General features: G+C 39.6%; 20 protein-coding genes, 1 tRNA gene and 3 pseudogenes. 20 read left to right on the top strand and 4 right to left on the bottom strand.

Features of this window, described 5'->3' with window-relative positions:
• Positions 1 to 68: 68 nt before the first annotated feature.
• Positions 69 to 347, bottom strand: coding sequence for an acylphosphatase (locus ACLNCV_RS04600; protein WP_033681252.1), 279 nt, complete (start codon positions 345 to 347; stop codon positions 69 to 71).
• A gap of 33 nt (positions 348 to 380) precedes the next feature.
• On the opposite strand from ACLNCV_RS04600, the gene ACLNCV_RS04595 reads away from it, so the two are divergent.
• From ACLNCV_RS04595 to ACLNCV_RS04545, 11 genes are all read left to right on the top strand, one after another.
• Entirely contained in the window at positions 381 to 1,121 is a 741-nt protein-coding gene (locus ACLNCV_RS04595; protein ID WP_125416616.1) for a TrmH family RNA methyltransferase, read from the top strand.
• A 54-nt stretch (positions 1,122 to 1,175) separates the two neighbouring features.
• Entirely contained in the window at positions 1,176 to 1,859 is a 684-nt protein-coding gene (locus tag ACLNCV_RS04590) for a Bax inhibitor-1/YccA family protein (RefSeq protein ID WP_084861995.1), read from the top strand.
• Positions 1,860 to 1,968: 109 nt separating this feature from the next.
• Positions 1,969 to 2,961 (top strand): aspartate--ammonia ligase, encoded by a 993-nt coding sequence (asnA, locus tag ACLNCV_RS04585; RefSeq protein ID WP_033681255.1) that lies wholly within the window; start codon positions 1,969 to 1,971, stop codon positions 2,959 to 2,961.
• A gap of 64 nt (positions 2,962 to 3,025) precedes the next feature.
• Complete coding sequence (gene rsmD / locus ACLNCV_RS04580; protein WP_218493845.1) at positions 3,026 to 3,565, top strand: 16S rRNA (guanine(966)-N(2))-methyltransferase RsmD; 540 nt, start codon at positions 3,026 to 3,028, stop codon at positions 3,563 to 3,565.
• Positions 3,555 to 4,043 (top strand): pantetheine-phosphate adenylyltransferase, encoded by a 489-nt coding sequence (gene coaD, locus ACLNCV_RS04575; protein ID WP_004255857.1) that lies wholly within the window; start codon positions 3,555 to 3,557, stop codon positions 4,041 to 4,043. Before rsmD ends, coaD begins: the two co-directional genes overlap by 11 nt.
• Positions 4,027 to 5,064: a SepM family pheromone-processing serine protease gene (locus tag ACLNCV_RS04570; protein ID WP_000727281.1), complete on the top strand. Its 1,038-nt coding sequence runs from the start codon at positions 4,027 to 4,029 to the stop codon at positions 5,062 to 5,064. The genes coaD and ACLNCV_RS04570 overlap by 17 nt, the downstream gene beginning before the upstream one ends.
• A gap of 57 nt (positions 5,065 to 5,121) precedes the next feature.
• Positions 5,122 to 5,352, top strand: coding sequence for a DUF1146 family protein (locus tag ACLNCV_RS04565; RefSeq protein ID WP_000250399.1), 231 nt, complete (start codon positions 5,122 to 5,124; stop codon positions 5,350 to 5,352).
• Positions 5,353 to 5,375: 23 nt separating this feature from the next.
• Positions 5,376 to 6,659, top strand: a complete 1,284-nt coding sequence (gene murA / locus ACLNCV_RS04560; RefSeq protein ID WP_261082053.1) for a UDP-N-acetylglucosamine 1-carboxyvinyltransferase — start codon at positions 5,376 to 5,378, stop codon at positions 6,657 to 6,659.
• Positions 6,652 to 6,840 (top strand): DNA-directed RNA polymerase subunit beta, encoded by a 189-nt coding sequence (locus ACLNCV_RS04555; protein ID WP_025169706.1) that lies wholly within the window; start codon positions 6,652 to 6,654, stop codon positions 6,838 to 6,840. Before murA ends, ACLNCV_RS04555 begins: the two co-directional genes overlap by 8 nt.
• Before the next feature lie 38 nt (positions 6,841 to 6,878).
• Positions 6,879 to 7,703: a DNA-entry nuclease EndA gene (gene endA, locus ACLNCV_RS04550; RefSeq protein ID WP_424844906.1), complete on the top strand. Its 825-nt coding sequence runs from the start codon at positions 6,879 to 6,881 to the stop codon at positions 7,701 to 7,703.
• A 267-nt stretch (positions 7,704 to 7,970) separates the two neighbouring features.
• Complete coding sequence (locus ACLNCV_RS04545) at positions 7,971 to 9,302, top strand: hemolysin family protein (RefSeq protein WP_237447187.1); 1,332 nt, start codon at positions 7,971 to 7,973, stop codon at positions 9,300 to 9,302.
• 194 nt (positions 9,303 to 9,496) lie between these two features.
• On the opposite strand, the gene ACLNCV_RS04540 is transcribed toward ACLNCV_RS04545, so the two are convergent.
• A tRNA-Cys gene (locus tag ACLNCV_RS04540) sits at positions 9,497 to 9,567 on the bottom strand.
• 157 nt (positions 9,568 to 9,724) lie between these two features.
• Between ACLNCV_RS04540 and ACLNCV_RS04535 the strand changes: the two genes are divergently transcribed.
• From ACLNCV_RS04535 to ACLNCV_RS04515, 5 genes are all read left to right on the top strand, one after another.
• The gene (locus ACLNCV_RS04535) at positions 9,725 to 11,704 is read left to right on the top strand and encodes a peptide ABC transporter substrate-binding protein (RefSeq protein WP_261050938.1); all 1,980 of its coding nucleotides are present in this window, start codon (positions 9,725 to 9,727) and stop codon (positions 11,702 to 11,704) included.
• A 66-nt stretch (positions 11,705 to 11,770) separates the two neighbouring features.
• Entirely contained in the window at positions 11,771 to 13,267 is a 1,497-nt protein-coding gene (locus ACLNCV_RS04530; protein ID WP_150922884.1) for an ABC transporter permease, read from the top strand.
• Positions 13,267 to 14,193: an oligopeptide ABC transporter permease OppC gene (gene oppC, locus ACLNCV_RS04525; RefSeq protein WP_049486660.1), complete on the top strand. Its 927-nt coding sequence runs from the start codon at positions 13,267 to 13,269 to the stop codon at positions 14,191 to 14,193. Before ACLNCV_RS04530 ends, oppC begins: the two co-directional genes overlap by 1 nt.
• An 8-nt stretch (positions 14,194 to 14,201) precedes the next feature.
• Positions 14,202 to 15,269 (top strand): ABC transporter ATP-binding protein, encoded by a 1,068-nt coding sequence (locus tag ACLNCV_RS04520; protein WP_042900320.1) that lies wholly within the window; start codon positions 14,202 to 14,204, stop codon positions 15,267 to 15,269.
• A 10-nt stretch (positions 15,270 to 15,279) separates the two neighbouring features.
• Positions 15,280 to 16,206: an ATP-binding cassette domain-containing protein gene (locus ACLNCV_RS04515; protein ID WP_424844905.1), complete on the top strand. Its 927-nt coding sequence runs from the start codon at positions 15,280 to 15,282 to the stop codon at positions 16,204 to 16,206.
• A gap of 402 nt (positions 16,207 to 16,608) precedes the next feature.
• On the opposite strand, the pseudogene ACLNCV_RS04510 reads toward ACLNCV_RS04515, so the two are convergent.
• Positions 16,609 to 17,480 (bottom strand): annotated as a pseudogene (locus ACLNCV_RS04510) (LysR family transcriptional regulator).
• A gap of 127 nt (positions 17,481 to 17,607) precedes the next feature.
• A pseudogene (locus ACLNCV_RS04505) lies at positions 17,608 to 17,958 on the bottom strand (helix-turn-helix domain-containing protein).
• A 272-nt stretch (positions 17,959 to 18,230) separates the two neighbouring features.
• On the opposite strand from ACLNCV_RS04505, the gene ACLNCV_RS04500 reads away from it, so the two are divergent.
• The 4 genes and pseudogenes from ACLNCV_RS04500 to ACLNCV_RS04485 all read left to right on the top strand — a co-directional run bounded on the left by ACLNCV_RS04500 (position 18,231) and on the right by ACLNCV_RS04485 (position 22,452).
• The gene (locus ACLNCV_RS04500) at positions 18,231 to 19,856 is read left to right on the top strand and encodes a malolactic enzyme (RefSeq protein ID WP_237447190.1); all 1,626 of its coding nucleotides are present in this window, start codon (positions 18,231 to 18,233) and stop codon (positions 19,854 to 19,856) included.
• 202 nt (positions 19,857 to 20,058) lie between these two features.
• A pseudogene (locus tag ACLNCV_RS04495) lies at positions 20,059 to 20,178 on the top strand (IS630 family transposase); the annotation flags it as partial.
• Between the two features lie 391 nt (positions 20,179 to 20,569).
• Positions 20,570 to 21,547 carry an ABC transporter substrate binding protein gene (locus ACLNCV_RS04490; protein ID WP_424844904.1) on the top strand — a complete coding sequence of 326 codons (978 nt, stop codon included), beginning with the start codon at positions 20,570 to 20,572 and terminating at the stop codon, positions 21,545 to 21,547.
• Positions 21,548 to 21,558: 11 nt separating this feature from the next.
• A complete protein-coding gene (locus ACLNCV_RS04485) occupies positions 21,559 to 22,452 on the top strand; it encodes an ABC transporter permease (protein ID WP_000011439.1) in 894 nt (297 codons plus the stop codon).
• Positions 22,453 to 22,454: the final 2 nt, after the last annotated feature.

Raw genomic sequence — 22,454 nt, 5'->3', positions numbered from 1 at the left:
TCCTTCTTTAAAAATTATACCTTTCTATTCTACTGTTTTTTTACAAAATATACAATAGTTCTAGAGACCTAATTTGCGATTTTAAAGTCAGGGTAAGGAGGAAAGTTACTTAGTTTGACATCTAAGTAGCTGACTTTTGAAAAAGGTGTGGGTCCTTTTCGGATTTCTTGGATAAATTTTGCCATGATAGTAGATGAGTCTGCTTGGGCTAAAATTTCCACTGTGCCGTCGTCATTATTCCAGACTCGACCTGTGATGCCACCAATTTCAAGTGCCAAGCTGTAAACACCCCAACGAAAGCCGACTCCCTGCACCCTACCTTGGGCGATCATTCTAACCTTTTGCATACCAAACCCCTTTGATTGTGTTATAATATTTCTATGACTATTATAACCTCAAAAGCCAATTCTGTGGTAAAAAATGCCAAGAAATTACACCAAAAAAAATACCGTAAGTCTACTTATTTGATTGAAGGTTGGCACTTGTTTGAAGAAACTGTTCAAGCTGGAGTGACGATTGAGAAAATTTTTGCCCTAGAAAGTTATAGAGATCAGTTATCTGCTTTTCCGCAAATTGTCTGGGTGTCAGAGGAGATTTTGCGGGATTTGGCAGATACGCAAACACCTCAAGGCATTGTCGCAGTTATTCAAAAAGAAGAAGTGGGACCGCCTGATTTTAGTCAGGGTAAGTTTCTATTTTTAGAAGATGTCCAAGATCCTGGTAATGTAGGTACCATGATTCGGACTGCGGACGCGGCAGGTTTGACAGGGGTCATTGTTTCAGACAAGTCAGCAGATATCTACAGTCTCAAGACTCTGCGTTCCATGCAAGGAAGCCATTTTCATTTGCCCATCTATCGTATGCCTGTTGCTACCTTTATAGAAGAGGCAAAGAAGAGCAATTTGCCCATTCTGGCAACGACCTTATCGAGAGATTCCAAGGATTATCGTGAGCTTTCTCCCCTAGAAAATTTTGCTTTAGTCATGGGAAATGAAGGGCAAGGGATTAGTCCTATCATGGCTGAAAGTGCCAATCAGCTGGTTCATATTGGTATGAAAGGTAGGGCGGAGAGTCTCAATGTGGCAGTTGCCGCAGGCATTTTGATGTTTTATTTCAGCTAATTTAAAAAAACTTTGTTATAATCAAGATATAGTTATAGAAAAAGGAGAATCAGAATGAATCAAACAATTATTCAAGAACGTTCAGGTCTCAATCAATTTTACGCTAAGGTTTATGCCTTTGTAGGGATTGGAATTGGACTATCAGCTCTGGTGTCAGCTTTGATGTTGACAGTCTTTCAGGCTCAATTGACTTACTTTTTAATGCATGGCCGTCTCTGGTTGATGGTTGCAACTTTTGCAGAACTTGCTCTGGTATTTGTTGCAAGTAGCATGGCTGCAAAAAATAGCCCAGCAGCTCTGCCAGTATTTCTAGTATACTCCCTACTGAATGGCTTCACCCTTAGCTTTGTCGTAGCCTTCTATACACCGGGAACAGTTTTGTCAGCCTTTGTATCCAGCGCTCTTCTCTTCTTTGTCATGGCGGCAATCGGGATTTTCACCAAGAAGGATTTGAGTGGAATGGGACGAGCTTTGATGGCGGCGCTTGTTGGTCTCATCATTGCCATGGTTGTGAATCTATTTTTAGCCAATAGCTTCTTTGACTACATGATTAGTATTGCCATGGTCTTGGTTTTCTCTGGTTTGATTGCTTGGGATAATCAAAAGATTCGCTATGTTTATGAGCAGTCACGAGGACAAGTAGCGACAGGTTGGATCATCTCAATGGCACTCAGTATCTATCTTGATTTTATCAATCTTTTCCTCAGTATTCTACGTATCTTTGGTCGCAATGACTAAAGGTCCATGAAATCAGTGTTCGAAGGAGCACTGATTTTTTTAAATTTTCTCTTTTCTTTTCTTGGAAATAGGTGTATAATGCTTTTAATTAATTTTTGAGGAGTAGCCTATGAAGAAAAGTTTTATCCATCAACAAGAAGAAATTTCCTTTGTCAAAAACACTTTTACCCAGTATTTGAAAGATAAGCTAGAAGTTGTCGAAGTTCAAGGTCCTATCTTGAGCAAGGTCGGTGACGGGATGCAGGATAACCTGTCTGGTGTGGAAAATCCAGTATCTGTCAAGGTTTTGCAGATTCCTGATGAAACCTATGAAGTGGTGCATTCACTTGCCAAATGGAAACGCCATACTTTGGCTCGTTTTGGTTTCGGTGAGGGTGAAGGTCTCTTCGTCCACATGAAGGCCCTTCGTCCAGACGAAGATTCGTTGGATGCGACCCACTCTGTTTATGTTGACCAGTGGGACTGGGAAAAAGTCATTCCAAATGGTAAACGTAACATCGCTTATCTAAAAGAAACAGTTGAAAAGATTTACAAGGCTATTCGATTGACTGAGCTAGCAGTAGAAGCTCGCTATGACATCGAGTCTGTCTTGCCAAAACAAATCACTTTCATCCATACAGAAGAGTTGGTAGAACGCTACCCAGACTTGACACCGAAAGAACGTGAAAATGCTATCTGTAAAGAATTTGGTGCTGTCTTCTTGATTGGTATCGGTGGTGAATTACCAGACGGTAAACCGCACGATGGACGTGCACCAGACTATGATGACTGGACAAGCGAATCTGAAAATGGCTACAAGGGTCTAAATGGTGATATTCTTGTCTGGAATGAATCTCTAGGTGGAGCCTTTGAGTTGTCTTCTATGGGAATCCGTGTAGATGAAGAAACGCTTCGCCGTCAGGTTGCCATCACAGGTGATGAAGACCGCTTGGAATTGGAATGGCACAAGGCTTTGTTGAATGGCCTATTCCCATTGACAATCGGTGGAGGAATTGGACAATCTCGGATGGCCATGTTCCTACTTCGCAAGAAACATATTGGGGAAGTGCAAACAAGTGTTTGGCCTCAAGAAGTCCGCGATACTTACGAAAATATTTTGTAGAGAATCGAACCGCAAGGTTCGGTTTTCTTTCTCTTTTTGCCCATAATTTGGTATAATAAACGGTATGAAAATCGTATCAGGAATCTATGGGGGACGTCCCCTCAAGACACTAGAAGGCAAGACGACAAGACCTACTTCGGATAAGGTTAGGGGCGCTATTTTTAACATGATTGGTCCCTACTTTGAAGGGGGACGAGTCTTGGACCTTTATGCAGGTAGTGGTGGTTTATCTATCGAGGCAGTCTCACGTGGCATGTCCAGTGCTGTTTTGGTGGAGCGAGACCGTAAGGCTCAGGCTATCGTGGCTGAAAATATTCAGATGACCAAGGAAGTTGGAAAATTTGAGCTCCTCAAGATGGATGCAGAAAGGGCATTGGAACAGGTATCTGGGAAATTTAATCTCATTTTCTTAGACCCTCCTTATGCCAAGGAACAAATCGTAGCAGATATTGAAAAAATGGCTGAGAGAGACCTTTTTTCTGAAGATGTCATGGTCGTGTGTGAGACGGATAAGGCCGTTGAACTTCCAGAAGAAATTGCCTGCCTGGGTATCTGGAAGGAAAAAATTTATGGAATTAGTAAGGTGACAGTTTATGTCAGATAAGATTGGCTTATTCACAGGCTCATTTGATCCGATGACAAATGGGCATCTGGATATGATTGAACGGGCGAGCAGACTCTTTGATAAGCTCTATGTCGGTATTTTTTTCAATCCCCATAAACAAGGATTTCTCCCTCTTGAAAATCGTAAACGGGGACTAGAAAAGGCTTTGGAACATTTGGGGAATGTTGAAGTCGTGTTTTCTCATGATGAATTGGTGGTTGATGTTGCAAAAAGACTGGGGGCTACTTTCCTAGTGCGAGGCTTGAGAAATGCGTCGGATTTGCAATATGAAGCCAGTTTTGATTACTACAACCATCAGCTGTCTCCTAATATAGAGACCATTTATTTACATAGTCGACCTGAACATCTCTATCTCAGTTCATCCGGTGTTAGAGAACTTTTGAAGTTTGGTCAGGATATTACCTGCTATGTTCCTGAGAGTATTTTGGAGGAAATAAAAAATGAAAAAAAAGATTAGATGGCCCTTATATGTCATTGCGGCCTTAATTGTGACTTTCTTGGCATTTGTAGTGCCCTTGCCCTACTATATAGAAGTTCCAGGTGGTTCGGAAGATATTCGCCAAGTCCTTAAAGTCAATGACACAGAAGATAAGGAAGCTGGTGCCTATCAATTCGTTACGGTTGGTGTCCAACATGCCACTTTAGCTCATATGATTTATGCATGGTTGACGCCTTTTACAGATATTCGTAGTGCTCAGGAGACTACAGGTGGCTCTTCCGATGTTGAATTTATGCGGATCAATCAATTCTACATGCAAACATCGCAAAATATGGCCAAGTATCAAGGACTAAAAACAGCTGGTAAGGATATTGAACTCAAATACCTTGGGGTTTATGTTTTGACTGTGACAGATAATTCAACCTTTAAAGGGATTCTCAACATCTCTGATACCGTCACAGCAGTCAATGATCAGACCTTTGATAGTTCCAAAGATTTGATTGATTACGTCAATTCTCAAAAATTAGGGGACTCAGTTAAAGTGACCTATGAAGAGGATGGGCAAACAAAGTCTGCAGAAGGTAAGATTATCACCTTGGAAAATGGCAAAAATGGGATTGGAATCGGCTTGATTGACCGTACGGAAGTGACCAGTGATGTCCCAATTCGCTTTTCAACAGCTGGTATCGGCGGACCAAGTGCTGGTCTCATGTTTAGTCTGGCCATCTATACCCAAATAGCTGACCCAGGTCTTCGAAATGGCCGTATCGTTGCCGGTACAGGTACCATTGACCGTGATGGTAATGTGGGGGATATTGGAGGTATTGATAAAAAAGTTGTAGCTTCGGCTAGAGAAGGTGCCGCGATTTTCTTTGCCCCAGATAACCCTGTTAGCGAAGAAGAACAAAAAGCGCATCCGGATGCGAAAAACAACTACCAAACAGCCCTAGAAGCAGCCAAAACAATCAAGACAGATATGAAAATCGTGCCAGTTAAAACCCTACAAGATGCAATTGATTACTTGAAAAACAATCCCTAGTTTTTAAGTGAAGTTTCCAAACTAGCGCACAAACAGAGAAGATGGTATAATAGTCAAATGGTTCAATTATTATTCACTCTAAGCAGTCACATGCTCTTTATTTATGTGAGTTTTTACCTTTTAAAGAATCTTGTTAGATGGGAAAAAGTCTTAAAAGTAACAGCTGAGAACACAGGAAAAGTTCGTTTACTAGTAGCTTTTTTCAGCATTGTAATGGGCTATATCATGAGTTCTTTCTTTATCAGCCTATATCAGTTGTGGCAAGAAGCGCTTAGAGGATTATTATAAAATCAAATGTAAAGGAAATAAGTATGGAAAAAATTGTGGTTCAAGGTGGCGATAATCGTCTGGTAGGAAGTGTTACGATCGAGGGAGCAAAAAATGCAGTATTGCCCTTGTTGGCAGCGACAATTCTAGCAAGTGAAGGAAAGACTGTTTTGCAGAACGTTCCTATCTTGTCAGATGTTTTCACTATGAATCAGGTGGTTCGTGGTTTAAATGCCAAGGTGGATTTTAATGAAGAAGATCATCTTGTTGAGGTGGACGCGACTGGCGATATCACTGAGGAAGCTCCTTACAAGTATGTCAGCAAGATGCGTGCATCTATCGTTGTCTTGGGACCAATTCTTGCCCGTGTAGGACATGCCAAGGTATCCATGCCAGGTGGTTGTACGATTGGTAGCCGCCCTATTGATCTGCATTTGAAAGGTCTAGAAGCTATGGGGGCTAAGATTAGTCAGACAGCTGGTTATATCGAAGCCAAGGCTGATCGCTTACATGGAGCTCATATCTATATGGACTTCCCAAGTGTTGGTGCTACTCAGAACTTGATGATGGCAGCGACGCTAGCTGATGGGGTGACAGTGATTGAAAATGCTGCGCGTGAGCCTGAGATTGTTGACCTAGCCATTCTCCTCAATGAAATGGGAGCTAAGGTTAAGGGTGCTGGTACAGAGACCATTACCATTACCGGTGTTGAGAAACTTCATGGTACGACTCACAATGTAGTCCAAGACCGTATCGAAGCAGGAACCTTTATGGTAGCTGCTGCCATGACTGGTGGTGATATCTTTATTAAAGACGCTGTCTGGGAGCACAACCGTCCCTTGATTGCCAAATTGCTTGAAATGGGAGTGGAAGTGACAGAGGAGACTGAAGGAATTCGAGTTCGCTCTCAACTAGAAAATCTAAAAGCTGTTCATGTAAAAACCTTGCCCCACCCAGGATTTCCAACAGATATGCAGGCCCAATTTACAGCCTTGATGACCGTCGCAAAAGGCGAATCAACTATGGTGGAGACAGTTTTTGAAAATCGTTTCCAACATCTAGAAGAAATGCGTCGCATGGGCTTGCACTCTGAGATTATCCGTGATACAGCTCGTATTGTTGGTGGTCAACCTTTGCAGGGGGCAGAAGTTCTTTCAACTGACCTTCGTGCCAGTGCTGCCTTAATTTTGACAGGTTTGGTAGCGCAAGGAGAAACCGTTGTTGGTAAATTGGTTCACTTGGATAGAGGTTATTACCGTTTCCATGAGAAGTTGGCGCAGCTAGGTGCTAAGATTCAGCGGATTGAGGCAAGTGATGAAGATGAATAAGAAATCAAGCTACGTAGTCAAGCGTTTACTTTTAGTCATCATAGTACTGATTTTAGGTGTTTTAGCCCTAGGAATTGGTTTAATGGTCGGTTATGGAATCTTGGGCAAGGGTCAAGATCCATGGGCTATCCTGTCTCCAGCAAAATGGCAGGAATTAATTCATAAATTTACAGGAAATTAGGCTGGAGAACCAGTCTTTTTCTAGAGATAAGGAGAAAAATGGATAAAAAAACAAGACAGACACTAATCGGACTGCTAGTGTTATTGCTTTTGTCTGCAGGGAGCTATTATATCAAGCAGATGCAGTCGACAGCTAATAGTCCCAAAACCAAGCTTAGTCAGAAAAAACAAGCGTCTGAAGCTCCTAGTCAAGCATTGGCAGAGAGTGTCTTAACAGACGCAGTCAAGAGTCAAGTAAAAGGGAGTCTGGAGTGGAATGGCTCGGGTGCTTTTATCGTCAATGGTAATAAAACAAATCTAGATGCCAAGGTTTCAAGTAAACCCTACGCTGATAATAAAACAAAGACAGTGGGCAAGGAAACCGTGCCAACTGTAGCAAATGCCCTCTTGTCTAAGGCTACTCGCCAGTATAAAAATCGTGAAGAAACGGGGAATGGTTCGAATTCATGGACTCCTCCGGGATGGCATCAGGTTAAGAATCTAAAGGGGACTTATACTCATGCGGTCGATAGAGGTCATTTATTAGGCTATGCCTTGATAGGTGGCTTGGATGGTTTTGATGCCTCGACAAGCAATCCTAAAAATATTGCTGTTCAAACAGCCTGGGCAAATCAGGCGCAAGCTGAGGATTCGACAGGGCAAAACTACTATGAAAGCCTGGTACGTAAAGCCTTGGACCAAAACAAGCGTGTCCGTTACCGTGTAACCCTTTATTATGCTTCAAACGAGGATTTAGTACCTTCAGCTTCACAGATTGAAGCCAAGTCTTCAGACGGAGAATTGGAATTTAATGTTCTAGTTCCCAATGTTCAAAAGGGGCTTCAACTGGATTACAGAACTGGAGAAGTGACTGTTACTCAGTAAAATACAAAATAAACTCCTATGTCACTTGTCGATATAGGAGTTCTTTCTTACTAGTTTAAGCAGGGCTACAATAGATACTGTTACTCAATGAAAATCAAAGTGCAAACTAGGAAGCTAGCCGCAGCTTGCTCAAAGCACAGCTTTGAGGTTGCAGATAAAGCTGACGTGGTTTGAAGAGATTTTCGAAGAGTATGAGAAAAAATAATATGTATTGGACTATATTTTGTGATATAATAAAGGATAAGATACTATTTTAGGAGAAGAACTATGGAAGACCCAAGTAGTCAGAATTTGTTGCTACAATTTGTTTTATTGTTTATCTTGACGGTGTTAAATGCCTTTTTCTCAGCCACAGAAATGGCCATGGTTTCTCTTAATCGTGCACGGGTTGAACAAAAGGCAGAAGAAGGAGATAGACGCTATATTCGTCTGCTGAAGGTACTAGAAAATCCTAACCACTTTTTATCAACCATTCAAGTAGGGATTACCCTGATTACGATCTTATCTGGGGCGAGTTTGGCAGACACTCTGGGACGAGAAATTGCATCTTGGCTTGGAAATGGCGAAACAGCTTATGCCGTTGCAAGTTTTCTATCTTTAGCATTTTTGACTTATATTTCCATCGTTTTTGGGGAATTGTATCCTAAGAGAATCGCTCTTAATCTAAAGGATGCCTTGGCGATTCGTACAGCGCCAGTTATCATTGGGCTGGGGAAACTAGTTAGTCCCTTTGTTTGGCTCTTATCTGCATCTACCAATCTCTTGAGTAACTTGACTCCTATGACCTTTGACGATGCTGACGAAAAAATGACCCGTGATGAAATTGAGTACATGCTGACAAATAGTGAAGAAACACTAGATGCTGACGAAATTGAGATGTTACAGGGGATTTTTTCACTGGACGAATTGATGGCCAGAGAAGTCATGGTTCCTCGAACGGATGCCTTTATGGTGGATATTCAGGATGATAGTCAAACCATTATCCAAAGTATTTTAAAACAAAATTATTCTCGTATCCCTGTCTATGATGGCGACAAGGATAACGTGATTGGGATTATTCACACCAAGAGTCTTCTTAAGGCAGCCTTTGTGGATGGTTTTGACAATATTGTATGGAAGAAAATTTTACAAGATCCACTTTTTGTTCCTGAAACTATTTTTGTGGATGACTTGCTAAAAGAATTGCGCAATACCCAAAGACAAATGGCAATCTTGCTAGATGAATACGGTGGGATGGCTGGTTTGGTGACACTTGAAGACCTCTTAGAGGAAATCGTTGGGGAAATCGATGACGAAACAGATAAGGCAGAAATCGAAGTTCATCAAATCGGAGAAGATACTTATATTGTTCAAGGCACCATGAATCTCAATGATTTTAATGACTACTTTGATGTTGAACTGGAAAGTGATGACGTTGATACTATTGCTGGTTATTATTTGACAGGAGTTGGGACCATTCCAACGACTGAGAAACTCAGCTATGAATTGGTCAGCCAAAACAAACAGCTTATCCTAACCAATGATAAGGTAAAAAATGGACGTGTTACCAAGGTAAAAGTCCAAATTACAGAAGTCGAAATAGAAGAAGAAACAGAGTAAACTAGAGGCTTTTGTCACCAGGCGTGACGAAGCTTTTTTCAGTTTATTTCAAAAAATTTTCTCCTAAAAAGAAGTTTGCCCCAAATTCGCTCCAAAAATTTTTGTCAGTTATATGTATTTATCAGAAGAAAAAGAAAAAAGCCCTTTAAATTGGGCTTTCTGTTCATTTGAAACCTGATAAATCAAGTTATAGAAGGCGGTAGACGGATTTGAACCGACGATCAAGCTTTTGCAGAGCCGTGCCTTACCACTTGGCTATACCGCCTTAACGTTTATTATTATACCTTGAAAATGATTTTCAGTCAATAGCTTTTTCAGATTTTTTGTGTCAATAAGCCTAAATATTCTGAAAATTCGTTTACTTTTCTTGAAATCTATGATATAATTGATGATAACCTATACTTTATAAGAGGAGTAAATAAATGAAAAAAAGTAGAGTATTTGTTGCAGCAGGAGTTGCTTTGTTTGCGACGGGTGTGTTAGTGGCTTGTGGGAATTCAAAATCATCTGATTCGACAGCTCCAAAGACCTATGGCTATGTCTATTCAGCTGATCCAGAAACATTGGACTATCTTATCTCTGGAAAAGAGAGTACGAAAGTGGCTACTTCAAACGGGATCGATGGCCTCTTCACAAATGACAAATACGGGAATTTGACTCCTGCGGTTGCAGAAGACTGGTCTGTATCAAAAGACGGATTGACATATACCTACAAAATTCGTAAAGGTGTCAAATGGATGACATCCGATGGTGAAGAATATGCCGAAGTGACTGCTAAAGACTTCGTGAATGGATTGAAACATGCGGCAGATAAGAAATCAGAAGCTCTATATCTAGCTGAAACTTCTGTTAAAGGTTTATCTGATTATTTGGCTGGGAATTCAAAAGATTTCTCTACAGTAGGTGTTAAAGCGGTTGATGACTATACTCTTGAGTATACTTTGAACCAACCAGAACCTTACTGGAACTCTAAGATGGTTTATTCAATTTTCTGGCCATTAAACGAAGAATTTGAAAAATCAAAAGGCTCTGATTTTGCTAAAGCGACAGATCCTACATCATTGCTATATAATGGACCTTTCTTGCTTAAAGGTTTGACTGCTAAATCTTCTATCGAATTTGCTAAGAACGAGCAGTACTGGGATAAAGAGAATGTTCATTTAGATACAGCAACACTTGCATATTTTGATGGTTCGGACCAAGAATCACTTGAGCGTAACTTTACAAGTGGAGCTTATAGTTTTGCTCGTCTTTACCCAACAAGTTCAAACTTCTCAAAGGTAGAGGAGTCATACAAGGATAATATTTTCTACACTCCGTCAGGAGCTGGTATTGGAGGTTTAGGTGTAAATATCGATCGACAAAATTACAAATATACATCTAAAACGACAGATGAAGAGAAAACATCTACTAAGAAAGCTCTTCTTAACAAAGACTTCCGCCAAGCCTTGAACTTTGCCTTTGACCGTACAGGTTATTCTGCTCAAGTTAACGGTAAAGAAGGTGCTCCTCTCGCAGTTCGTAATTTATTTGTGAAACCAGACTTTGTGACTGCAGGCGAAAAAACTTTCGGTGACTTGGTTGCTGAAAAAGTTAAGACTTATGGAGATGAGTGGAAAGATGTAAACTTTGCTGATGGTCAAGACGGTCTCTTTAACGCTGACAAAGCTAAAGCAGAATTTGCTAAAGCTAAAACTGCTCTGGAAGCAGAAGGTGTGAAATTCCCTATCCACTTGGATGTTCCAGTAGACCAAACCTCTAAAAACTTTGTCGCACGGATTCAGTCGTTCAAACAATCAGTTGAAAAAGTTTTAGGCGAAGAAAATGTTGTCATCGATATTCAACAAATTTCTAAAGATGAATTCTTTAATGCGACTTATTATGCTGCTAATGCGGCAGCTGAGGATTGGGATCTTTCAGGTGCGGTTGGATGGAATCCTGACTATGAAGATCCATCAACTTACCTTGATATCCTTAAATCAACTAATAGTGAGCAAACGAAAACTTATATGGGGTATGATGACCCATCAAATGCAGCTGCAGCTAAAGTTGGTGTGAAAGATTACGATAAATTGCTTGATGAAGCTGGAAAAGAAACAAGTGATCTTAACAAACGTTATGAAAAATATGCTGCTGCTCAAGCTTGGTTGACAGACAGTTCACTCTTCTTACCAGCTATGTCTTCTAGTGGTGCTGCACCATTCATTTCTCGTGTTGTACCATTCTCAGCTTCTTATAGCCAATCTGGAGACAAAGGTTCAAATCTCTACTTCAAATATATTCAGTTACAAGACAAAGTTGTAACAAAGGCTGATTATGAACAAGCTCGTGAGAAATGGATTAAAGAGAAAAAAGAATCAAACGAAAAAGTTCAAAAAGAATTGGCAAGTCATGTGAAGTAAATAATTTTCAATAGAACTTTCTCTCCATGAGGAGAAGGTTCTTTTGGGATTTTTAAAGGAAATGATATGAAAAAATATATTTTTATGCGTGTTTTGCGGTCATTGGTTTCTATCTTCTTAGTAACAACCTTGACTTACACGATTATCTATACAATGGTTCCTCGAAAATTGATTTTCAAACAGGATACCAACTATAACAAGATTGCTACAACTGCTGATAAACGTGATAACTATGAGAATACCGTTTATGAGCGTATGGGCTATATCGAGTACTACGATACCAAAGAGTTGCAAGAAAAAGCTAGCCAGATGGATGCTTCTGTAACAGTTGAAGCCAATGATACCAACAAGGCTATCTATGAAAAATACATCAAACAAATCGGTCATGGTTGGACCCTGGGAGAATTTACTGAAAGTGGCCAATTCTACGCTACACGTGAAATTCCAATTTTTGAACGTGTGTTTAAATTCTATGCAAACTTGCTTGATATCGACCACACAAACAAGATTCAGGACCCAGAAAATCCAAATTTGGAGCGTTATTTGCGTTTTGAAAATGATCCCGCTATCGGCTGGTCTCTGGTAGGTTCAGGGACTAAACACAAGTACCTCTTGTACTTCAATAGTCAGTTCCCATTTGTTCACCAAAACTTTGTGAACTTGAATTTGGGTGATTCATATCCAACTTATGCTAATACTCCTGTGCTTCAAGTTATCACACAAGGACAAGGTCAAACTAAGACATCAGAAGTGCAATTCCCAACTGGTAAGAAAACATCTTCAGTTAATATCTACTCAAGAACCTACAAATCGCCTAGTCAGGCTGATTCTCGTGAAGTAGCTAACTATGGGAAAGATGACCCATATACTGCAACTGAAAGCAACTACCAATATCCTTCTATGATTGCTAGCTCTGCAATCGTTGGATTGATCGGTTTGGTGATTTCTTATGCGATTGCCGTGCCACTTGGTTCAGCTATGGCTCGCTTCAAGAACACTTGGATTGATAGCTTCTCAACAGGGGCTTTGACCTTCTTGATGGCTCTTCCAACCATTGCTTTGGTTTACATTGTTCGTTTGATTGGATCATCAATTGGTCTTCCAGATTCATTCCCTATCTTGGGTGCTGGAGATTGGCGTTCGTATGTTTTACCAGCAGTTATCCTTGGTTTATTGGGTGCTCCTGGTACCGCTATTTGGATTCGTCGTTACATGATTGACTTGCAATCACAGGATTTTGTTCGTTTTGCTCGTGCAAAAGGTTTGTCTGAAAAAGAAATTTCAAACAAACACATCTTTAAAAATGCCATGGTTCCGCTGGTTTCAGGGATTCCTGGTGCTGTTATCGGGGTTATCGGTGGTGCAACCCTTACTGAAACAGTCTTCGCCTTCCCAGGTATGGGTAAAATGTTGATTGACTCTGTAAAAGCATCTAATAACTCTATGGTCGTAGGTCTTGTCTTCATCTTTACATGTATTTCTATCTTCTCACTTCTTTTGGGAGATATTTGGATGACTATTATTGACCCACGTATTAAATTGACTGAGAAAGGAGGCAAATAATGTCTACAATCGATAAAGAAAAATTTCAGTTTGTAAAACGTGACGATTTTGCCTCTGAAGCCATTGATGCGCCAGCTTATTCATACTGGGGTTCAGTGTTTAGACAATTTATGAAGAAGAAATCAACTGTAGTCATGTTGGGAATCTTGGTAGCTATCATTTTGATGAGTTTCATCTACCCAATGTTTTCTAAGTTTGATTTCAATGATGTCAGCAAAGTGAACGATTTTAGTGCTCGTTATATTAAGCCAAATGCTGAGCATTGGTTCGGTACTGACAGTAACGGTAAATCGCTCTTTGACGGTGTTTGGTTCGGAGCTCGTAACTCTATCCTCATTTCTGTGATTGCGACAGTGATTAACTTGGTTATCGGTGTCTTTGTCGGTGGTATTTGGGGAATTTCGAAATCAGTAGACCGTGTGATGATGGAAGTTTATAACGTCATCTCAAACATCCCATCTCTTTTGATTGTCATTGTCTTGACTTACTCAATCGGAGCTGGATTCTGGAATCTGATTTTTGCAATGAGTGTAACAACATGGATTGGGATTGCCTACTCAATTCGTATCCAAATCATGCGTTACCGTGACTTAGAGTACAACCTTGCTTCACGCACACTCGGAACTCCAACATACAAAATTGTCATTAAAAATATCATGCCACAATTGGTATCTGTTATTGTTACGACTACATCACAAATGCTTCCAGCATTTATCTCCTATGAAGCCTTTCTGTCATTCTTTGGACTTGGATTGCCTATTACAGTACCAAGTTTAGGTCGATTGATTTCAGATTATTCACAGAACGTAACAACAAATGCATACCTCTTCTGGATTCCATTGACAACTTTGGTCTTGGTATCCTTGTCACTTTTCGTAGTTGGTCAAAACCTAGCGGATGCTAGTGATCCACGTACACATAGATAGGAGTAGAAATGACAAAAGAAAAAAATGTAATTTTGACTGCTCGCGATATTGTCGTGGAATTTGACGTTCGTGACAAAGTATTGACAGCCATTCGCGGCGTTTCCCTTGAACTAGTTGAAGGAGAAGTATTAGCCTTGGTAGGTGAGTCAGGATCAGGGAAATCTGTTTTGACAAAGACTTTCACAGGTATGCTTGAAGAAAATGGTCGCATTGCCCAAGGAAGTATTGACTACCGTGGTCAGGACTTGACAGCCTTGTCTTCTCACAAGGATTGGGAACAAATTCGTGGTGCTAAGATTGCGACTATCTTCCAAGATCCAATGACTAGTTTGGACCCAATTAAAACAATTGGTAGTCAGATTACAGAAGTTATTGTAAAACACCAAGGCAAAACAGCTAAAGAAGCGAAAGAATTGGCGATTGACTACATGAATAAGGTTGGGATTCCAGATGCAGATAGACGTTTTGATGAATACCCATTCCAATATTCTGGAGGGATGCGTCAACGTATCGTTATTGCGATTGCCCTTGCCTGCCGACCTGATGTCTTGATCTGTGATGAGCCAACAACTGCCTTGGATGTAACCATCCAAGCACAGATTATTGATTTGCTAAAATCTTTACAAAACGAGTACCATTTCACAACAATCTTTATCACCCATGACCTTGGTGTGGTAGCAAGTATTGCGGATAAGGTAGCAGTTATGTATGCGGGAGAAATCGTTGAGTATGGAACTGTTGAGGAAGTCTTCTATGACCCTCGCCATCCATATACATGGAGTCTCTTGTCTAGCTTGCCTCAGCTTGCTGATGATAAAGGGGAACTTTACTCAATCCCAGGAACACCTCCGTCACTTTATACTGACCTGAAAGGGGATGCCTTTGCCTTGCGTTCTGACTATGCAATGCAGATTGACTTTGAACAAAAAGCTCCTCAATTCTCAGTATCAGAGACACATTGGGCTAAAACTTGGCTACTTCATGAGGATGCTCCAAAAGTAGAAAAACCAGCTGTGATTGCAAATCTTCACGATAAGATCCGTGATAAAATGGGATTTGCCCATCTGGCTGACTAGGAGGAAGGAAATGTCTGAAAAATTAGTAGAAATCAAAGATTTAGAAATTTCCTTCGGTGAAGGAAGTAAGAAGTTTGTCGCGGTTAAAAATGCTAACTTCTTTATCAACAAGGGAGAAACTTTCTCGCTTGTAGGTGAGTCAGGTAGTGGGAAAACAACTATTGGTCGTGCCATCATCGGTCTTAATGATACAAGTAATGGGAATATTATTTTTGATGGTCAAAAGATTAATGGTAAGAAATCGCGTGAACAAGCTGCGGAATTGATTCGTCGTATCCAGATGATTTTCCAAGACCCTGCCGCAAGTTTGAATGAACGTGCGACTGTTGATTATATTATTTCTGAAGGTCTTTACAATCACCGTTTGTTTAAGGATGAAGAAGAACGTAAAGAGAAAGTTCAAAATATTATCCGTGAAGTGGGTCTTCTTGCTGAGCACTTGACTCGTTACCCTCATGAATTCTCAGGTGGTCAACGTCAACGTATCGGTATTGCCCGTGCCTTGGTCATGCAACCAGACTTTGTTATTGCGGATGAGCCCATTTCAGCCTTGGACGTTTCTGTGCGTGCCCAAGTCTTGAACTTGCTTAAAAAATTCCAAAAAGAACTTGGTTTGACCTATCTCTTTATTGCCCATGACTTGTCTGTCGTTCGCTTTATTTCAGATCGTATCGCAGTTATTTACAAGGGTGTTATTGTAGAGGTTGCAGAAACAGAAGAATTGTTTAACAATCCAATTCACCCATATACTCAAGCCTTGCTTTCAGCGGTACCAATTCCAGATCCAATCTTGGAACGTAAGAAGGTCTTGAAAGTATATGATCCAGATCAACATGATTATGAGACAGATAAGCCATCTATGGTAGAAATCCGTCCAGGTCACTATGTTTGGGCTAACCAAGCCGAATTGGCGCGTTACCAACAAGGGTTAAACTAATAATGGTTTTATAATTTCCATATCAATTTTTATGGGAATTATAAACCTTTTTTTGTTGGATTGATTTGGAAAAACTTTGAAAGAGTTTTCGAAAGAAATAGAATTCTTAGAAATCATTGAATCATAGTGAGATGAAATAAAATCTTAACAACTCGATTAGGAAAGTCAAATTAATTTCTAGAAAAGTTTTAGAAGTCGCGGCGTATTACTCTAGCTTCAATCTACTATAGTCTAATACTCTTCGAAAATCTCTTCAAACCACGTCAGCTCTATCTGCCACCTCAAAACAGTGTTTTGAGCAACCTGCGGCTAGCTTCCTAGTTTGCTTTTTGATTTTCATTGAGTCTAATATCTACAATGTAAAAAACTCTAGCTATCAGTTCATTGATAGTTAGAGTTTTTCTATTCATATGATTTAAGGAGTTTAAATAAGGCTTCTATTTCTGATGACGGTGTAGCTGATTTAAGGTAAGCGTAATAAACTGTAAAAGTTATCTTATCATAAGAGGGATTTTTATTAAATCATCATCTTCATCAGAAAGTGCGATATCAGCTAGTAAACTAAGGCCAATCCCTTTCTTTAAAAGTTCTTTAAGAATGACAATATCATCCGTCTTAAAGAATATTTCTGCCTTGTTTTGATGCTTTTGATTAAGCATTTCAAAAGCTTTCAGGTGAACAAAGTGTTCGTCTAAGAGTATAAAGGATTGATCTACTAATTCTTCAAAAGCGAGGGAAGGAACAGTGGCAAAAGGATGGTTCTTAGATAAAACGACATACAGTTCTTTATGAAATAGCTCGTGTGACTCTATTGAAGGATAGTTGAGAGGTTCAATCAAACCGAGTAGGCTTGCATTAAGGTCTCCCTTAAGGAGAAGGTTTAATAACTCTACGGAGCCACCGCGGATAGGGCGTATCTTTTTTAAAAAATCGAATTTATCTTTTTCGTTTAAGGCAGCAAAGAGATACTGAATGATAATAGGAGGGAATCCTACAGTAGAGTATTGTGCCAAGGAGCGATTAATTTCTTTGCGAGTAGAAATGACCTCAGGTAAAATCAGTTCTGTATGCTTTAGAAGGATTTGTCCTTGAGGAGTTAGCTTGAAGGAACGATGCGAGGGGTCATGGTGAATCAATTTGCAGTTAAAGTATTCCTCTAAGCGCTTGATAGCATAAGAAATAGATGGTTGGCTGACTTTATGTTGTTTTGCTACTTCCGTATAGGATTGAAGCTGGCAGAGGTCATAAAAATATTGTAGATCTTTTAAATTCATATGGGTTCACTTTCATTAGTTGGAGAAGGAAAATAAGTGGAAAACAGCAGATAAATAATTTTTATCCGTATCCTACAATTTGACTATACGAGTATTCACCAGTTAAAATGTAAGTGAGTCAGGGATCTCAAAGATTATCTAAGATACTCTCAAAAATGACCAACATTTTTTCTCGTTTATCAATAGGGAGCTGTTTAATCTTCATGTTGATTCTTTTGAGTGAAAGATTGTCACTCTTATCAGAGGTTGATTCAAGGCTATCAAAATTGAAAAATTCCTCTGGGGTCATTTCTAGGGCATCAATCACTTTTTCAAGAATGTGAATGGTCAGATTCACATTTTGGTTTTCAAGTTGATTGATATACTTAAGCCCGAGTCCTGCTTGTTCCGAAAGTTCTTCCTGGCTCATTTTATTCTGTGTTCGAAACTATTTCACTTTTTGGGAAATATATTGTTGTAAATAGTTTTTAGTTGTCATATAAATAGAATACAAGTTTTATATGACAAAAAACACCTTAAAAAATACAAAGTATTACATAATATACCTAGATGATATTTATTTTAATTAGGATTGTCAATTTGTATGATTGGTTTATTTTACTCGAAACTTTTAGTAAAGAGAGATCATCGAGAGTTTGATGAGTTCAGAAATTTATAACATATGCGTATACAATTGTATTATTTAAACAACAACGTTTTACGAACAATTCGTTTCATGTGGTATAATATAAGTAAAAAGGAGCTTGCACTATGACTGCACATGATATTTTAAACAATCCTTTCCTCAATAAAGGTACTGCCTTTACCTTAGAGGAGCGAAAGGAACTAGGCCTTATTGGTTTACTGCCACCGTATGTTCAAACGATTGAAGAACAAGCGGCGCAAACTTATGCACAAATGCAAACAAAAGCCAATGATTTGGAAAAACGTCTTTTCCTAATGGAAATTTTTAATACCAACAGGACTCTTTTCTATTACCTCTTTTCTCAACATTTGAAAGAATTCAATCCAATTGTATATGATCCAACCATTGCAGATACGATTGAAGGCTATAGTGATCTTTTTGTAGATCCCCAATATGCGGGATATCTTGATATCAATCATCCTGAAAATATTGAAGCTACTTTGAAAAACGCTGCCGGGGATCGCGAGATTCGTCTCATTGTTGTAACAGATGCAGAAGGAATCCTTGGAATTGGCGACTGGGGAACAAATGGTGTCGATATTTCTGTTGGGAAATTGATGGTCTATACGGGTGCTGCTGGAATCGATCCTTCGATGGTCCTTCCTTTAGTCATTGATGCAGGGACTAACCGCGAAGAACTTCGTGACAATCCTAATTACTTAGGAAATCGTCACGAAAGGGTCCGCGGAGATCGTTACTACGACTTCATTGACCAATTTGTTCAAACAGCAGAACGTCTCTTTCCTAAACTCTACCTTCACTGGGAAGACTTCGGCCGCTTGAATGCTGCCAATATTCTTGAAAAATACCGGAAACAAATTCCGACCTTTAATGATGATATTCAAGGTACAGGAATCGTTACCTTGGGTGGTATCTTTGGTTCGCTGGATATTAGTGGTGAAAAATTAATAGATCAAGTTTATCTTTGCTATGGTGGTGGTACTGCGGGTGCAGGAATTGCCTCTCGTGTTCTTCGTGAAATGGTAAGTGAAGGTCTTTCTGAAGAAGAAGCCTATAAACGGTTCTTTATGGTTGATAAACAAGGTCTTCTCTTTGATGACATGGATGACTTGACACCAGAGCAAAAACCATTTGCTAAGAAACGTGCTGACTTTAGTAACGCAGATAAGTTGACTGACCTGCTTGAAGTAGTGAAGACTGTGAAGCCAACCATTCTTGTAGGAACTTCAACTCAGCCTAATACCTTCACTAAAGAAATAGTAGAAGCTATGTGTGAAAACACAGAACATCCAATGATCTTCCCTTTGTCAAACCCAACTAAATTGGCAGAAGCTAGTGCCAAAGATTTGATTGAATGGTCAGATGGTAAAGCTTTTGTCGCAACAGGAATTCCTGCTGATACGGTTTCTTATAAAGGTGTAGACTATGTGATTGGTCAAGCAAATAATGCCCTGATTTACCCAGGTCTTGGTCTAGGTATGCTGGCTTCTGAAGCAAGTCTTTTGACTGATGAAATGATTGGAGCAGCGGCGCATTCATTGAGTGGTATTGTCAATCCAGGCCAACCAGGAGCTCCTGTCTTGCCACCATTCAAGTATGTAGCAGATGTTTCTATTAAAGTAGCAGAAGCAGTCGCTAAAAAAGCACAAGAGCAAGGTCTTGCACGCGCTAAGGAAACAGATATGGCCAAAGCAGTTCGTGATTTTAAGTGGTATCCAGAGTATAAATAATTCATTTCTGCTGCCTATCCTCGGGATACTTGGCTTATGTTGGATATGTTAGCAATCTACAGAGTTGATAACCGAAAAGTAAAGAGATTGTCGTATTGACTAATGGTTTTAAACAGTATAAAATAACTGTCGATTTTTTGTCCGACTGCCAAGAGTCAGTTTAATACTACACTAAAATCAAAATGCATTATATAATAGTGATATGAAATCAACCAAAGAAGAAATACAAGCCATCAAAACACTTTTAAAAGACTCTAGTACAACTAAATACCATAAAAGTCTTCAAATCGTTCTATTTTGTCTAATGGGCAAATCTTTGAAATTATCCTAAAAGAATTGAAAGAATTATGAAAGAATTTTCGAAAAATTTTAAAAAATTCTGAAATATTCTTGACAGGTGATGAAAAAGGTGGTAAGATAAGAAACATCAAAAAAGAAAGCAGAAAAAGAAATGAATAAGAAACAAGCTGTAACGATGAATCAAAACTTTTACTTTAGCTACTTTAGATAGTGTTTGTAGACATGTCACCATGGATACAAACAGTTCAAGCAATTTGTTTGTATCTATGTGGCTAAGATTTTTGATTGTGGTCCATATAGATGAATATCTAAATGGACTAGCAAAGTTATAACTTGTTAGATTATTTCAAGCATCCGTTTAGATAGTATCTAGGCGGTTTTTTGTTTTATCTTTTCTGAGAAGGAGTTTCATTATGAAAGTTGTTCGAAAATTACTAGCCCCTCTCTTGGTAGTGGGGATCCTCTTGACCTCTCTGATTAGTTTGCATCAGTTGAAGGCAGATAAGAAAAAAGACGTTTTTCGTATCGGTATTTCGCAATTTATTACTCATCAATCTTTGGACGCTACTAGAGAAGGGTTTGTAGATGAACTAGCTAAACAAGGCTATGTTGAGGGTAAAAATATTGAGATTGATTTGCAAAATGCACAGGGAGAACAACGAAACCTAAAAACAATTTCCCAGCAGCTAGCAGAATCTAGTGATGTCGTTCTAGCCATCGCAACGCCTTCTGCTCAGAGCTTGGCCAATACAACACAAACGACACCGGTTATTTTTTCAGCGGTAACAGATCCTGTCAGTGCCAAGTTGGTTGAGTCAAGAGAACACCCTGGGGGCAATGTAACTGGGACAAGTGACCAGTCATCAGATGCCATTTCAACCCAAATCAATTTGATAAAGAAAGTGTTGCCAAAAGCTAAAACGATTGGAATTCTCTATACTCAGAGCGAGCCAAACTCAGTTGTTCAAAAGGATGAAGCTAAGCGTCTTCTGGAAGAAAAAGGCTTTACCGTTGTTGAAAAAACAATCTTGGATACTAACAACGTCAAGGCTGCAGCAGAAAGCTTGATGGCAGAGGTGGATATGGTTTTTGTACCAACGGATAATATCATTTCATCAACCATGGAAACAGTCAAGCAGGTTTCTATTAAACACAAGGTTCCAGTATTTGGTGGTTCAACAGAAATGATTGCTGTTGGTGGCTTGTATAACTACGGAACCAATTATGAAGAATTGGGACGTCAGACAGCAAGAATGCTGGTTCGTGTCTTAAAAGGTGAGAAGCCAGAAAATATAGCAGTTGAGTTGCCTGAAAAACTGGAATTGCATACAAATCAAGAAATAGCAGATGCACTAGGAATTGATATTAGTAAGTTGGAAAGCAAGGAATAGGGAGGTTTAAGATGAGTTTTGTATTATCTAGTTTATCAGAAGGTTTGTTGTGGTCGATTATGGCCATTGGAGTTTACTTGACTTTCCGTATTTTGGATATTGCGGATATGACTGCTGAAGGAGCCTTTCCTTTGGGGGCAGCTGTCGTTGTATCGCAGATACAGGCAGGGACAAATCCTTGGATTGCGACCTTACTTGCTTTGCTGGCAGGTATGGTAGCTGGTCTTGTATCAGGAATGCTCCACACCAAGATGAAAATCCCAGCTCTCTTGACAGGGATTGTGACCTTGACAGGGCTTTATTCAATCAATATTAAAATCATGGGCAGTGTGCCCAACCTTTCCTTGGGAGATTCTTCAACTGTCTTTAAACAATTGGCGAGCTTGGGGCTGACAAATGAAGAAGCTGTTTTCTCATTCAGTTTGGCCTGTCTCCTACTTGTTTGTTTGGTCTTGACTCTTTTGATGAAAACGGAGATTGGATTGGTCTTGCGTTCGACTGGGGACAATATTCCGATGAGTGAGGCTAATGGGGTCAATGTAGACACCATGAAGATTGTTGGTTACATGATTTCAAATGGTTTGATTGCCCTGTGTGGTTCCTTGTTCGCTCAAAATGATGGATTTTCAGACGTAACCTCTGGGACAGGAACCATCGTTGTTGGTTTGAGTGCAGTTATTATTGCAGAAGTTTTGATACACGACTTGACCATTGGAGGTCGCTTGTTATCTATCGGAATCGGTGCCATTGTTTACCGTTTGATTATTTTAAATATCTATGAAATTCCAAATCTAGATCAAAACCTGGTACGTCTCTTTAATGCAATCTTGCTAGCCTTAGTGTTATTTGCACCAGAACTGCAAAAGAGATTAAAGATTCGTGGTTTGAAACTGAGAAATGAATAGGA

Origin of the sequence: Streptococcus sp. CL5.50 (assembly GCF_049738015.1) — a bacterium.
In the GTDB taxonomy this organism is placed as follows: Bacteria; Bacillota; Bacilli; order Lactobacillales; family Streptococcaceae; genus Streptococcus; species Streptococcus mitis_CA.
The sequence above is the reverse complement of the archived record's forward strand: the minus strand, read 5'-3'. Positions and strand labels throughout refer to the sequence as shown.

What these genes read in the sequence shown, in the direction of transcription:
- ACLNCV_RS04600 (WP_033681252.1), bottom strand. Translation starts at nt 347, where the DNA reads ATGCAAAAGGTTAGAATGATCGCCCAAGGTAGGGTGCAGGGAGTCGGC.
- ACLNCV_RS04595 (WP_125416616.1), top strand. Translation starts at nt 381, where the DNA reads ATGACTATTATAACCTCAAAAGCCAATTCTGTGGTAAAAAATGCCAAG.
- ACLNCV_RS04590 (WP_084861995.1), top strand. Translation starts at nt 1,176, where the DNA reads ATGAATCAAACAATTATTCAAGAACGTTCAGGTCTCAATCAATTTTAC.
- asnA (WP_033681255.1), top strand. Translation starts at nt 1,969, where the DNA reads ATGAAGAAAAGTTTTATCCATCAACAAGAAGAAATTTCCTTTGTCAAA.
- rsmD (WP_218493845.1), top strand. Translation starts at nt 3,026, where the DNA reads ATGAAAATCGTATCAGGAATCTATGGGGGACGTCCCCTCAAGACACTA.
- coaD (WP_004255857.1), top strand. Translation starts at nt 3,555, where the DNA reads ATGTCAGATAAGATTGGCTTATTCACAGGCTCATTTGATCCGATGACA.
- ACLNCV_RS04570 (WP_000727281.1), top strand. Translation starts at nt 4,027, where the DNA reads ATGAAAAAAAAGATTAGATGGCCCTTATATGTCATTGCGGCCTTAATT.
- ACLNCV_RS04565 (WP_000250399.1), top strand. Translation starts at nt 5,122, where the DNA reads ATGGTTCAATTATTATTCACTCTAAGCAGTCACATGCTCTTTATTTAT.
- murA (WP_261082053.1), top strand. Translation starts at nt 5,376, where the DNA reads ATGGAAAAAATTGTGGTTCAAGGTGGCGATAATCGTCTGGTAGGAAGT.
- ACLNCV_RS04555 (WP_025169706.1), top strand. Translation starts at nt 6,652, where the DNA reads ATGAATAAGAAATCAAGCTACGTAGTCAAGCGTTTACTTTTAGTCATC.
- endA (WP_424844906.1), top strand. Translation starts at nt 6,879, where the DNA reads ATGGATAAAAAAACAAGACAGACACTAATCGGACTGCTAGTGTTATTG.
- ACLNCV_RS04545 (WP_237447187.1), top strand. Translation starts at nt 7,971, where the DNA reads ATGGAAGACCCAAGTAGTCAGAATTTGTTGCTACAATTTGTTTTATTG.
- ACLNCV_RS04535 (WP_261050938.1), top strand. Translation starts at nt 9,725, where the DNA reads ATGAAAAAAAGTAGAGTATTTGTTGCAGCAGGAGTTGCTTTGTTTGCG.
- ACLNCV_RS04530 (WP_150922884.1), top strand. Translation starts at nt 11,771, where the DNA reads ATGAAAAAATATATTTTTATGCGTGTTTTGCGGTCATTGGTTTCTATC.
- oppC (WP_049486660.1), top strand. Translation starts at nt 13,267, where the DNA reads ATGTCTACAATCGATAAAGAAAAATTTCAGTTTGTAAAACGTGACGAT.
- ACLNCV_RS04520 (WP_042900320.1), top strand. Translation starts at nt 14,202, where the DNA reads ATGACAAAAGAAAAAAATGTAATTTTGACTGCTCGCGATATTGTCGTG.
- ACLNCV_RS04515 (WP_424844905.1), top strand. Translation starts at nt 15,280, where the DNA reads ATGTCTGAAAAATTAGTAGAAATCAAAGATTTAGAAATTTCCTTCGGT.
- ACLNCV_RS04500 (WP_237447190.1), top strand. Translation starts at nt 18,231, where the DNA reads ATGACTGCACATGATATTTTAAACAATCCTTTCCTCAATAAAGGTACT.
- ACLNCV_RS04490 (WP_424844904.1), top strand. Translation starts at nt 20,570, where the DNA reads ATGAAAGTTGTTCGAAAATTACTAGCCCCTCTCTTGGTAGTGGGGATC.
- ACLNCV_RS04485 (WP_000011439.1), top strand. Translation starts at nt 21,559, where the DNA reads ATGAGTTTTGTATTATCTAGTTTATCAGAAGGTTTGTTGTGGTCGATT.